Here is a 13,184-nt window from a genome sequence, read left to right as displayed (position 1 = left end):
ATGGAGCAAAGTATGGAATTAACAATAGGAAATAATGCATCTGATTTTAGCTTGCCAACAGATTCTGGTGAGATTTTATCACTGAGTGAATTTTTTAATAAAAAAAATGTAGTTCTTTATTTTTATCCTAAAGACGATACTCCGGGCTGCACAATGGAGGCAAAAGGCTTTAGAGACAATATAGAAAATTTTTCTTCTCTTGACACAGTGATAATTGGTGTATCAAAAGATAGCGTTAAGTGCCACGCTAACTTCAAAGCAAAATATTCTCTGCCATTTTCTTTAGTTTCTGATGAAAATGCTGAAATGTTGGAAAAGTATGGTGTTTGGGTAGAGAAAAGTATGTTTGGCAAAAAGTATATGGGAGTAGAGCGTACTACTTTTTTAATAGATAAAAAAGGCAAAGTAGTGAAGATTTGGAAAAATGTAAAAGTGAGTGGACATGTTGATGAGGTTTTAGAGGAAGTAAGCAGAATATAAATTAAAGAATGGCTACCCATTGCTATATGAAAAAATTGAAATTACATAATTTCCGTAGTCATTCAAATTTCGAACTGGATTTAGACGATAGATCGGTTGTAATAACTGGTCAAAATGGTATTGGTAAAACTAATATACTTGAAGCAATCTCATTGCTTGCTAAAAGTAATGGCATGAAAAAAGTAAAAATTAGTGAGATGCAAAATAGACTCAGTAATGAAGATTGGGCAGTGCATTATGACTTTTTTAATGGAACATACTTTAACTCAATTGGTATAGGAAAGAATCTTAATAATAAACTAATACAAATTGATGGAAAAACACAATCAAGTTATTCATCTCTGTATAGAATATCCAATGTAATATGGCTCATTCCACAAATGGACTATATTCTTCTTAATTCTCCGAGCGACAGATTAAAATTTTTAGACCGTATCGTCTCACTGTTTGAAGAAAATTACACTTATTGCTATATGAAATACAGGAAAGCTAAACATGAGCGAAGTAAACTGCTTAGAGAGAATATTTTAGACGGAAATTGGCTCTCTAGCCTTGAAAATGTCATGGCTACCAATGCAGTTGATATTTTACGTATGCGTTTGTCTGTTTTAAAAATACTACAGGGCACAATTGATAACCATTCTTGTGAGTTTTTTCCAAAGGCAAGTTTGAAATTTAGCAGTCAGCTAACTTTGAACGATACTGCAGAATATTTTCAGAATCGTCTAAAGGAAAACAGAGAAAAAGACTCATTAACTGGTAGAGTAACCTTTTCTGTACATAATGATAATTTTCGGGTTTTTTGCCAAAAAGGGGACATGCCAATAAATCTTTGTTCTACTGGAGAGCAAAAGCTATTACTGCTTTCTATCATCTTATCCAGTGTAAAAGCAAGGTGTATTTACTACAATAAAGCACCTCTTCTTCTGCTTGACGATATAATGTCGCATCTGGATAAAGATTACAGAAAGGTGTTAATGGAGGAGGTGTTAAGCATTCAATGTCAAACTTGGATAACCGATGTAAATCAAGATAATTTCAATAACTATCTTTGCTCTTTCAAGTTTGTTGAATTATCAAGTAAATAAATTTCAAGCGTGCTGTCTCATACATCAAGCTCATATTCGGTATGTAAATCTCTAATTAAAGCCTCAGCGTGTTTTTTTTGAACAACTATACTGATCTTGATTTCGGACATTGTGACAGCAAGTATTTCTATCTTTTTTTCGCTTAAAACCTTGAGTGTGCGGTACATCACTTCAGTGTTAGACATAATACCAATACCAATTATTGAAATTTTAGCTATATTATTGTTTACGACATAATTTTCATTTTTGTTCAATAACTTTGTCATTAAATCAACATCAAATTTAGAAATCAAAAAGCTTGACCCATGTATCATGTCAACTTTAACGTTTGCTCCTGCTATATCTCTTAAAGTATCCAGAGTATTTGCAAAGTTAGTAAAAGTTACAAGAGCTTCGTGAGTGCTATAAGTTATTCCAGTAATTAAGTATCTTTCCAGTACATCTTTTTCGTGTAGTACTGTAGTGCCTTCTACTTCCTCAAAAGTGGATAACACTTGCACCTTAATATTATGCTTCATTGCAAGTTGTACTGAACGATTATGCAATATTTTAGCACCAGATGACGACATCTCCAATATTTCATTGTAAGAGATAGATTTAAGCTTGCGTGCCCTTGGAACAATTTTTGGGTCTGCTGTATATATTCCGTCAATATCAGTAAAAATTTCACAAGTCCTAATACCAAAGACTACAGCAAAGGCAATTGCTGAGATGTCAGATCCTCCTCTACCAAAAGTAGTGATTCTATCATCGTATATACCCTGAAAACCAGCAATGATTGCAGCAGTATAACCCTCAGCAAAAGATCTTTTTACATGGTCAATTTTTATCTTTTTTATTTTAGACTCAGAATAAAAATTATCCGTTAGAATTGGTAACTGCCAGGCGAGCCATGATTTAGCATTAACTCCAACAGACAGAAGAGTGATAGCTAATAACCCGCAAGAGATTTGTTCTCCTGCTGAAAGCAGGACATCATACTCTGATAACTCTTGTCTACAATTTAAATTTGAAATTTGCCTGGCTTGAAAAGCCATTTGGTCAGTGAATCCTGCAGCAGCAGATACAACAGCAATTACATTATAACCTTTTTCAATATCGTTTTTTATTAGATTTGCAACTCGATTTAAGTCAGTTAGCGAAGTACCACCAAATTTTTTTATTATTATTTTGTTCATAGTTACAATAAGGTCAATTTCACCTTTCTAGAGAGTATAGTTGCTTAATTAAATGTGTTTTTCTGGTCACTAATTAAAGTGATAGAGGATTATTCATCTTTATCACTACCAAGGTCTTTTAACATACTGTAGTTGCCTTTTCTGAATTTACCTTTTAAAGATGTAACTCCGCTTTCGCTAATACCACTTAAACTTAATGCTGCTCCACCTAGCTGTAATCCAATTTCAGACGTTTCGGGAATAACTTTACTAGCCCCTAGATCTTTATAAACCTCCACATTATTCAAATCTGGTAAACGTATTATAATATTTACATGCGGGAAGTTTGTTGCAACTAGAGAAACTATTTTCTTTATAGTGACTTCGTTCTTTATTGAAACCACAAGAGCTTGAGCTCTTTCTATTCCTACTGATTTTAAAATTTCATATCTTGTAGCATCTCCAAGATATATAGGGAAACTGTCATTTTTTCCTTCTTTCACTATTTTTGATTGAATATCTACAACAACATAACTTAAATGCTCTGCAGTAAGCATTTTCGTTACCATATATCCCACTCTACCAAACCCGGCAACTATTACGTGGTTATAAAGATCTTGTGTGTCTGTTTCGATTGCTTCATCGTCTAGTATTATTTTTTCAGTGCTAAATGAATTTGCTATCCAGTCTCCTATTCCCGATAAAAGAGGAGTAAAAGCCATAGTTACTGTAGTTACCATCATAAGCACTTGAGCGATTTCACTTGATAGTACATCTAATTCATCTGCTAAACGGAATAAAATAAATGCAAATTCACCGCCTTGTGCAAGCAGTAATCCAGCTTGTATTGCAGGTGCACTTCTAAATCCAAAAAATCTACACAATGTATATATAATGGACGTCTTTAAAACGATAAGGATAATTGATAATAAAGTAACGAGTGGTAACTTATTGAGTAAAAGGTCAATATCAATAGACATGCCAACAGTCATAAAGAATAAACCAAGAAATAAGTCTTTAAATGGCAATACTGCATGCTCTACCGAATTCCTGTGTTCTGTTTCTGCAACTAGTAACCCAGCAACAAATGCGCCTAATGCCATTGATAAATGAAATTGTTCAGTAATAAATGCTGATCCTAATATTATCAGAAGTGTTGTTGATATAAAGATCTCATTACTCTCCATTTTGGCAATAACCGAAAACAATGGCCTCAGTAATAACCTACCAGTTACAAATATCAACACCAATGCAATAGCTGCTTGCACTAATGAGCCTGCCAACGAGCTTATTAAGCTGTGTTCAGAATTGCCAGTAAGCAGAGGCACTAGTACTATTAGAGGTACCACTGCAAAGTCCTGCATTAGTAGCACTGCTATTGACAATCTACCAACTTGGCTTGCTTGAGAACCCTTTTCTTGCAGAACCTGCAACACTATTGCTGTTGAGGATAGTGCAAGTCCACCACCGATAACTGCTGCCATGTTTGTATTTACTCCAAAGGCAAGAGCAATGCACCATATTGCTATCATGGTAACTATAACTTGAAGGGAACCAAACCCAAACACATGCCTACGCATAGCGATAAGGCGTTCAAATGTCAATTCAAGACCTATAATGAACAATAGGAAAACTACGCCAAACTCTGCAAAGTTATCCATTACTTCAACTGAATTTATCAGATCAAACCCATGAGAACCAATCAACGCACCTGCAACAAAGTAACCAAGTACTGGGCTAATATTCATTTTCCAAAACGCTATGACTATAAACACAGCAGCAGAGAGTAAAATTATAATATCAAACAAATGCTGAGAGCCGCTGTGCATAATATTCAACCTGTAGAATTAGACCATTTTATTGAACAACCAATGCTTGATTTTTGGTCAACTGGAGGATTGCTAGTTTCTGCAATAAATTTCATGGCTTGAAATAAATCACTACTTCCTACTTCGTAATTTTGAACTTTCTCTTTTTTTGTGTTGTTAAAACGCCCGCGATAGCAGAGGGCTAGTTTGGAATTAAAGCCAAAAAAATCAGGGGTACAAACAGCACCATACTCTTTAGCTACTTCTTGGTTATTGTCAATCAAATATGGAAATGTAAACTTATTTTCCTTGGCAAAATTAATCATGTTTTCAAAGGAGTCTTCTGGGTACTCATTTACATCATTTGGCATGATTGCAACGGTGTTTACCTGATAATCTTTTTTTAACAAATTAACATCGCTTACTAGATCGCTAATAATTGATTGAACGTAAGGACAGTGATTGCATATAAACATTACAATGAGACCATTTTCCCCATAGCAGTCACTTAATGTATAATATTTGTTATCCACTCCCAGGAGATTGAAATTCTTTGCAGTAAAGTCTAAATTTATCTTAGGAGTGTCTAGCGTAACCATAGCTCATAGAGAATTGTATACCACAATTTATGATCTTATTGCTTAAATGTCAAATGGTTTCTATGTAAACTGTTTGCATTTAGCATTGTAATTATAAAATTTATGTTCATAACCTTTGAAGGAATAGATGGTTCTGGTAAAACAACACAGTCTGAGTTACTTGCAAATTATTTCAAGCAAATTCACGGTGAAAATAATGTCGTATTGACTAGAGAACCAGGTGGTACTGATTTTGCAGAAAAAATAAGAGGATTACTACTTAAGGATAATATTGATCCTATTTCTGAACTCTTGCTGCTTATCTCGATGAGGCACGAACATATGAAAAAATTAATATTGCCAGCTCTTTTAGAAGGGAAAATAGTGATTTGTGATCGGTTTATTGACTCAACTATTGCGTATCAAGGGTATGGACTAGGTGTTGACTTGAGTCTAATAAGAGACTTACACAAATTAGTGGAAATTAAATATCCAGATATCACATTTATTTTAGATATTGATGTTCAAGTTGGACTCAGCAGAGCAAAAGACAAAAATAAATATGAAGAGATGAACGTTGATTTTTATAATAAAGTTCGAGAAGGATTTCAAGAAATAGCTAAAAAAGAACCCAACAGGTGCAGTGTTATTACTAAAATTGAAACAAAAAGTGATAATCACGTACAAAATGAAATTATTGATATTGCAAAAACTTAGCTACACGCATTGAACTTTTGCTAGTTTAAACAGTCACCATACTAGCCTGTAGCAAAAAATTGTCAATTTTAGGTGACATTATTTCATATGAAAGACTCTCTTTTTGATTATCTAAAAAACTTTGTATTTCATTTTTAGGTTTTTCACTTATTGTTCTATATATTCTTGCGCGATTAATTAGCTCATTTCTACTATTCTTATTGCTTGCTTCAGTTATGGTAAAAAATTGATCAAAGTGATTTAACAGATCCTCGTCTTTTATCAAGGATGCAACGCTATCAATGTCTCTTACATATAAAGCAAGTTTGTGCGCTTTGCTACGATCCTCAAAACAAAGATTAATCAGTACGTTACAAAACTTACTTTTTGTAATATCTCTTGTTTCTGCTAGCAAATATTCGATCTCGTCTTGGCAACGCACCCTCTTAACTGATTCAGCAGGTTCAACCATACCAAGAACATTCTCTACTACAGACTTTTTCTCACAACCAAAAAGAAACGTATAATATCCCATAGATAGGGTCAAAAGAAGGAATATAACTGGAAGCAAGAAAGGAGCAAGTACATTTTGCGATCCAGGAAAGATAAACCAAACAGCAGTTGCTGCTGATACAGCTAAAAATAACCCTGACATAACGAGTTTTATTTTTCTTCTGTATCCGTTATCAATAACTGTATTTACACCAATAAAAGCTACATCAACCATTGCTCACACCTCACTAAAAGTAATATTAGCTTAATAATAGCATTGTTGTGATAAGAAATCAATATTATGAATATTTTAATTAATTTATAAAATCATCCAACCAAATAGAAAAAAGGCAAAAGAAGTCCCGAATAGCGAGTTTTAATAATTTAAATTGATAATGTACTAACAAGCGTGATTTGGCTAAATGTAGAAAAAATAAAAAAGACATGCAGCCACTATAATTTAATGTAATTCACCAATAAATACCTTAAGTTTTTTACTGAATGCTGCGATTGAGCCTACAGGTCAAAAACAAGCTTTGAGTCAGAAATATCATTGCTATTATAATTAAGAGAAATCGCGATGTTTGTACAATTGCAAGATGGTTGCGGGAGTAGGATTTGAACCTACGACCTTCAGGTTATGAGCCTGACGAGCTACCGAGCTGCTCCATCCCGCGTCGTTGCTTATTTATTATTATATGCGTAATAATAATAAATAAAAGAATAAAATCACACTATTACATATATTTATATATCTATTAACCTTTCTTAACATGATAGTAAATTATATACATAACAATCTGTGCAATGAAAAATATAACTTGATATTGTGGTTCCCTGTTTTTCAGTGTGCAGGAATTTTAACCTATTTCTCATTAAATTTTGAACCAAGCTGTGCTTTCACTATATCTATTTTTCTCTTGCTTTCACCTATACTAATTCTGATTGCAACATTATACAGGAAGTGCGTAATATTATGCATTTCTTTAATTGCAGTGCTCATAGGATTTACAACCAGCAAATTCAGAACAGATTCAGTTAATACTCACATTCTTGATAAGGAAAGGTATGTGAAAGATATTGTTGCTACAGTGAAGGATATTAATAACAGGGGCTCATACAAACAATTTCTGCTTTCTGTCTCTACTACCTCAAAATCCTCTCCTGTCATCCCAGTACTTGATACTGGGATCCAGAAAAAAAAGATATGGATTCCAGCGTTACGCGCTGGAATGACACCGTATAGAGCTCTAGATAACATCAGAATATCAGTTAGAACTAAAGTGGAAGAAGGCATAAAAATAGGCGATCAAGTAAAATTATCAGCAAAACTCTTCCCTCTAAAGATTGCGCCTTCGGAGTATGCATATGACTTTGCACGAATAGCATATTATCAGAAAATAAGTGCAACAGGCTTTGCAACAAGCAAAATAGTCCTGTACAAAAAGGCTGAAGCAAGAAAATTTCAAGAGTATATAGAATCTTTCCGTCAATATATCTATGAAAACCTACAGCAAAATACCAAAAAGCCACACGCGGACATAATCTCTGCATTATTAATTGGCAAAAAAGACGGGGGATAGATCAAAAAACTATGAATGCGATACGAGATTCAGGTATAGCACATTTATTCGCTATATCTGGTTTACATTTATCGTTTGTTGCTGGTCTATTTTTTATAGTATTCCGTAATTTATTTGCAATATCTGAAACTTTGACTCTTAAGTATAACACCAAGAAAATATCTGCATTTCTTACCATTTTGCCAACCACGTTTTATCTATTGATCACTGGTATGCAAATTTCCGCTCAGCGCGCGTATATTATGGTAATTTTAGTACTTGTCGCAATAATGATAGAGAGAAAATATCGAGGATTAATAGCAATTGCGTTTGCTGCTTCGGTGATACTCATAGTGGAGCCAGAAGCAATCTTAAAGCCAGGTTTTCAAATGTCATTTTCTGCTGTTTTGGCACTAGTTGCCAGTTATCAGATTAATGCCAATAAGTTATTCAAAATAAAAATAATAAAATATTTTGTGTCGATAATGATCAGCTCAGTAATAGCAAGCTTAGCAACTGTTCCGTACACAATATGTAATTTCAACTATTTTTCAATCAGTGGCATTATCACAAATTTGATTGCTATACCAATAGTTACACTCATTATTATTCCACTTGGAATAATCTATGTTTTATTGATTCCTTTAGGCATTGAATGGATTATAACGCTACTCATAGAACGCCCAATTGACAGCGTTCTATATATAACAAACGCGATTGCTAGTCTTCAGTATCTGGTTATTCCTATTCACACTTTTCCTGCCTCATCAATTGTTATCATAACACTTGGGTTATTATGGCTATGCCTGTGGGAAAGAAATTGGCGTTTCTTTGGAATTTTCTTTATTGTACTGGGTATTTTCTCTAGCGCTATGTATAGAACCCCTGACATTCTAGTTAGTGCTGATAATGCTGCTGTAAAAGAAGATGACAATTTGCTATATTCTCTTACTAGAAAAAACAGGAATTTTGTTGTCAAAACGTGGGCAAAGCAAAATGGGCAGAATCAAATTGTAAATCACACTAAATACCACAACTCAAACAAAAGGCTAAAGTATAGTTGCATATATAGCAAAGAGAATGATAGATCAGTGTTGTTAGCTTATAAGAAAGAGGATATTATGGAAAGTTGTGATAACGTTAATCTAATAATTCAGCTAAGCAAATTCAACTATCCAGCTTGCAATACTAAAACCATCAAGTATGCTGACTTAGAGGCATATGGCACACACTCTGTTTGGCTAACAGATGGTGGCATAAAGGTTAGTAAAGTGCGTTCTAATCGTCCTTGGCATAAGCCAAAAAACTTGTTTTAAAAGTGTTATTAGTATATAATTAATTAGGTGCTAGAAAGTTTATGCCTTTAGATATAATAAATCCTTTAAGTGTTAAAGTAGATCATAATTTTGCCAAAATAGATGATGCTATTGGTTTTTTCCCTAGATTATGGCGTGCAGCAAGAAAGTATTCTGTAAGTAACACTCTGCCCATAGCGGCTGTAAATACTTGGCTTCAATTTTCTTTGGCTTATGTAGCTGCAATAATAATAACTAGTAATAATTTAAGCTTTATTACAGATATTTTTAACCCAACATTCATGCCAATTTACACTTTGGTTTCTATTATTCTTTTAACAACTTTTGTAGCCTCTTCTGCTATGAGATATATGCATAAGCAGAAGATAAAAGAAGGAAAAAAGCCGATAGAGGAATTAATAAATGATAAAATTAGAGGTGGCAAAGACAACGAGATAAGTGAACTTGCTGAAAATGCTCTAAAAATAGAGATAAAACCAAATTTAAGTCTTATAGGTCGCAAAAAAGCAAACTTTTCAATAATTTTGCCAATTTCTGAAAATCAAAAAAAAACATTAGATGATCAAAGACAAGAGAATAAAAATAAGGCCATTTTTCTTACCATACCATATATAATTAGCACTGTAATTATAGTTGGCGCATTAATACAAAATAGATTTAGCTTTGCCAATGTTCAGGATTTGGAATGGGCCATAGTTGCACTGGCTAGTATCATTGCTATTGTTGGGATATGTATAACATTCAGCAAGCTAAAAAACAATGAGATAAACAATAATCATAATATTGTTAAAAAGTTTAACAATTTGGATATTCTCTTTCCATTCAGAAGAGGTGGGGTTGTATCGGTAATAGAAAAAAAGACAAAAGATGAGGAAGAAAATGATTCTATATCTCGATTGATAAAATTACTTGATAAGCACTTGACTGATTTTACAGATAAAATTGTTGCTTCATTTGATAAGCAGCTAGATGAAGTTAAAGATCTACTTGATAATAGCCTTCTAAAGCCTGCAAATGATGAAATTCAAGAAACACTTGTTCATCTACAAGGAATTAGAGGAGACATCAAAAAAGATTTAGATAAGTTGCGTAAGGAAATGATGGTCATTTTAAGCGAAGCTAAAGGGTTGGCAAAAAGAACAAATTCACTAAACATTGAAAGCATTTTTTCTAGTTTAGAGAATACTATTAAAATCGCTGAAGATAAGGTTGAGCGATTTGAACCAAGCAGATTTGTTGGCTTTTTTCAATCTAGAGAAGAAATAATTAGCAACGACAACGATTTTTTTTGTATGTTGAAAAAGCAAGAAGAAGAAGAAGCGGAAAAGATAAAGAAGGAATTAGAAGAAGAACTAAAAAAAGTAAAAGATGAACTAGAGGAATTAAAGAATAAACAAACAAACGAACCTACTAGCAATGAAGACAGTGCTATTCCTCCTTCTCCTCTTGAAGAACAGCGAGATGAAGAGAGAAAAGCAATAGAGAAAAATAGACTATTAAAATCAAAAAAAAGGACAAAAGAACTGGAGAAAGAAAATGCAAAATTGGAAAAAGAATTATCTGAACAAGAAAAAGCAGATGAATGGAAAAAAAAAATTAATGGCAAAGCAAGTGAGTTTTTCTTCTATTTATTAGAATCTATTAAGTTGGAAGAAAAAAAAGATGATAAGGGAGAAAAAGTCAGTGAGGTAACATTAAGAAATTTTGATAACAAGGTAATAATCCACTGGAAAGATGGCTCTCAAATGACTTTTAATATCCAGAAACAAGATGGGCTTCAAGCTCAACCTAACACAAAAGTTGATTTTGTGGATCCAGATGTTCATGCAGCATTTGAAGTAGCTTATTCAAGGTAGCTACTATAGATATATAGTCTTAGATATTGTTAGTAATGAAAAGGCTAGATACCTACATAGCTAAAAAGTGTAACATATCACGCAGTAAAGCACAAAGATTGATACAAGATGAGAGGGTAACATTACTTGGCACGCCGATAATTAATAATGACCACATAGTAAAACCAGGTGAAGAGTATATAGTACATCTCGTTCAACCTGACATATCCACATCAATTGAACCTAACTATAATATAAAGCTTGATATCATCTACGAAGATGGGGACATTATAGTTCTGAGTAAACAAAGTAGATTAACAGTACACCCAGGTGCTGGAACAAACAATGATACACTCCTGAATGCAGTGATCGCTCACCTTGGCAAAATTCCATATACAAATACAAGACCAGGAATTGTTCACAGGCTTGATAAAGATACTAGTGGACTCATGGTAATTGCAAAAAATGAACAATCCCACAGCTTCTTGTCTGAGCTGCTATCAAATCGTAAAATAAAACGGGAATACTTAGCAGTAATTTGGGGAGCATTACCTAATCTGCAAGGAACAGTAAAAACCCATATTGCTCCAAAACGCAGTAATAAAGAAATGATGTGTGTCACAAAAACAGCAGGTAAATTAGCAATCACTCATTATTCAGTGAAGAAAATTATAGGGCAAGCAAGCCTGGTTAAATGTACTTTAGAGACAGGCAGAACACACCAAATTCGAGTACACATGAGCCACATAGGACATTCTGTAGTTGGTGATCAAGTTTACGGAAAAAATAGTAGTAAAAGTGAAAAACATGCCAAAAACTCTGACTTTATCCGTAATTTCAATAGACAGGCACTACATGCTCACACGCTAGGCTTATACCATCCAAAAAGTAAAGAATATATGGAATTTGTTTCTGATTTACCACAAGACATGCAAGTCTTAATCGGTGAATTTGAAAATATATCTTAACAACATTCATATCAATATTATCATCCATGTTATCAAGAAGTTAATTAATGAGAGAAAAACTGCTGCACTACCTAGATCTTTCACTTTTTTTGAAAGTATATGTTGTTCACTGGAAATACGCTCAATTGTTGTTTCAAAAGCAGTGTTAATAATTTCTACAATTAACACCAAAAATAGGCTACTTACCATTACTGCACGTTCTAAATTACTTACATCTAAAACAAACAAAGTTGAAACACATATTATAAAAAGCAGTAACTCCTGTCTGAACGCAACTTCTGATACAAAAGCTGATTTTATTCCTTCACAGGAGTATTGAATTGCTTTTATTAGACGAGTAATGCTTTTCTTCATTATCAATTTTGGAAACTCAATGAATTACACTTATTGCACTCAGGTAAAAAATGCATGAAAACACCTTTCAGTCGTGATCACTTACAAAGATTTTTAAGTTAAAGTCTAGCATATTGTTTGAATCAAGAAAATTAGTACAAAGCCTTTCAACAAACGCTCAAGGCAGTTATATATTGATACTGACACAAAAATCCTTTAATTAAATTTCTCTCGCCTTAGCTTACACGATCCTCATTTTGAAATAAGTAATAATTTATTATAGTCTTGATATTTAAACATTTTGTATCTGCTGTAATGATTTCACTTCCAATTTGCTATTCTTTACATATTGAATTGCAAGCGCTAACGCTTTACTCCCAGAAGCTGTGGTGCTATAAGCTATATTTTGCAAAATAGCAGTTCTCCTGATATCTTTGCTATCTGAAACTGATTTCACACCTTTTGAAGTATTGATTACTAGATTTATTTTTCCATCTTTGAGCATATCAACTATGTGGGGTCTGCCTTCTCTCACTTTATTTACAGCTTTTGCAGCAATGCCGTTATTGTTCAGATACAAAGCTGTGCCTTTGGTGGCATATATTTCAAAACTCAGTTCTTTCAACATTCGTACAACAGGCAATATATACTCTTTATCATCATCTTTTACTGAAACCAGAGCTGTTCCTTCTGTTGGTAACTTGTATCCTGCAGCCATGTGCACTTTTGCAAGTGCAGCTCCGAAAGATAAGTCAATTCCCATCACTTCTCCTGTTGATTTCATTTCAGGACCAAGTAAAGTGTCAATTCCCGAAAAACGCGTGAATGGAAAAACAGCAGCTTTAACTGCAAAATGATTGAAAGGCTTGTT

General features: G+C 33.5%; 10 protein-coding genes, 1 tRNA gene and 2 pseudogenes. 6 read left to right on the top strand and 7 right to left on the bottom strand.

The genetic code is table 11. The annotated features are described in order from the left end of the window. Positions 1-12: 12 nt before the first annotated feature. Complete coding sequence (gene bcp / locus JR312_RS02130; protein ID WP_416647603.1) at positions 13-480, top strand: thioredoxin-dependent thiol peroxidase; 468 nt, start codon at positions 13-15, stop codon at positions 478-480. A gap of 8 nt (positions 481-488) precedes the next feature. Then, positions 489-1,568, top strand: a complete 1,080-nt coding sequence (gene recF, locus JR312_RS02125) for a DNA replication/repair protein RecF (protein WP_416647602.1) — start codon at positions 489-491, stop codon at positions 1,566-1,568. A gap of 17 nt (positions 1,569-1,585) precedes the next feature. Here the strand turns inward: recF and JR312_RS02120 are convergent, their stop codons facing one another. The 3 genes from JR312_RS02120 to JR312_RS02110 all read right to left on the bottom strand — a co-directional run bounded on the left by JR312_RS02120 (position 1,586) and on the right by JR312_RS02110 (position 5,132). Next, a complete protein-coding gene (locus tag JR312_RS02120; RefSeq protein ID WP_264330934.1) occupies positions 1,586-2,746 on the bottom strand; it encodes an aspartate kinase in 1,161 nt (386 codons plus the stop codon). An 89-nt stretch (positions 2,747-2,835) separates the two neighbouring features. Beyond that, a complete protein-coding gene (locus JR312_RS02115; protein WP_416647601.1) occupies positions 2,836-4,554 on the bottom strand; it encodes a monovalent cation:proton antiporter-2 (CPA2) family protein in 1,719 nt (572 codons plus the stop codon). Positions 4,555-4,559: 5 nt separating this feature from the next. Next, entirely contained in the window at positions 4,560-5,132 is a 573-nt protein-coding gene (locus JR312_RS02110; RefSeq protein ID WP_416647600.1) for a thioredoxin family protein, read from the bottom strand. A gap of 102 nt (positions 5,133-5,234) precedes the next feature. On the opposite strand from JR312_RS02110, the gene tmk reads away from it, so the two are divergent. Further along, on the top strand, positions 5,235-5,828 hold the full coding sequence (gene tmk / locus JR312_RS02105) for a dTMP kinase (RefSeq protein WP_264330937.1): 594 nt from the start codon (positions 5,235-5,237) through the stop codon (positions 5,826-5,828). A 25-nt stretch (positions 5,829-5,853) separates the two neighbouring features. On the opposite strand, the gene JR312_RS02100 is transcribed toward tmk, so the two are convergent. Continuing rightward, positions 5,854-6,534, bottom strand: a complete 681-nt coding sequence (locus JR312_RS02100) for a hypothetical protein (protein WP_264330938.1) — start codon at positions 6,532-6,534, stop codon at positions 5,854-5,856. Between the two features lie 365 nt (positions 6,535-6,899). Further along, positions 6,900-6,976 (bottom strand) — tRNA-Met (locus tag JR312_RS02095). A gap of 96 nt (positions 6,977-7,072) precedes the next feature. Here JR312_RS02095 and JR312_RS02090 point away from each other — a divergent pair. From JR312_RS02090 to JR312_RS02080, 3 genes and pseudogenes are all read left to right on the top strand, one after another. Further along, a pseudogene (locus JR312_RS02090) lies at positions 7,073-9,177 on the top strand (ComEC/Rec2 family competence protein). Between the two features lie 41 nt (positions 9,178-9,218). Next, a complete protein-coding gene (locus JR312_RS02085; RefSeq protein ID WP_416647599.1) occupies positions 9,219-11,033 on the top strand; it encodes a hypothetical protein in 1,815 nt (604 codons plus the stop codon). Between the two features lie 35 nt (positions 11,034-11,068). Next, on the top strand, positions 11,069-11,980 hold the full coding sequence (locus JR312_RS02080; RefSeq protein ID WP_416647598.1) for an RluA family pseudouridine synthase: 912 nt from the start codon (positions 11,069-11,071) through the stop codon (positions 11,978-11,980). 6 nt (positions 11,981-11,986) lie between these two features. Here JR312_RS02080 and JR312_RS02075 read toward each other — a convergent pair whose 3' ends face one another. Together JR312_RS02075 and JR312_RS02070 are read right to left on the bottom strand one after the other, a co-directional pair. Then, complete coding sequence (locus JR312_RS02075) at positions 11,987-12,334, bottom strand: diacylglycerol kinase (protein ID WP_007302306.1); 348 nt, start codon at positions 12,332-12,334, stop codon at positions 11,987-11,989. 271 nt (positions 12,335-12,605) lie between these two features. Next, a pseudogene (locus tag JR312_RS02070) lies at positions 12,606-13,184 on the bottom strand (carbamoyl-phosphate synthase large subunit); the annotation flags it as partial.

It is taken from the genome of Wolbachia endosymbiont of Nasonia giraulti (genome assembly GCF_048054155.1).
Taxonomy (GTDB): domain Bacteria; phylum Pseudomonadota; class Alphaproteobacteria; order Rickettsiales; family Anaplasmataceae; genus Wolbachia; species Wolbachia pipientis_C.
The sequence above is the reverse complement of the archived record's forward strand: the minus strand, read 5'-3'. Positions and strand labels throughout refer to the sequence as shown.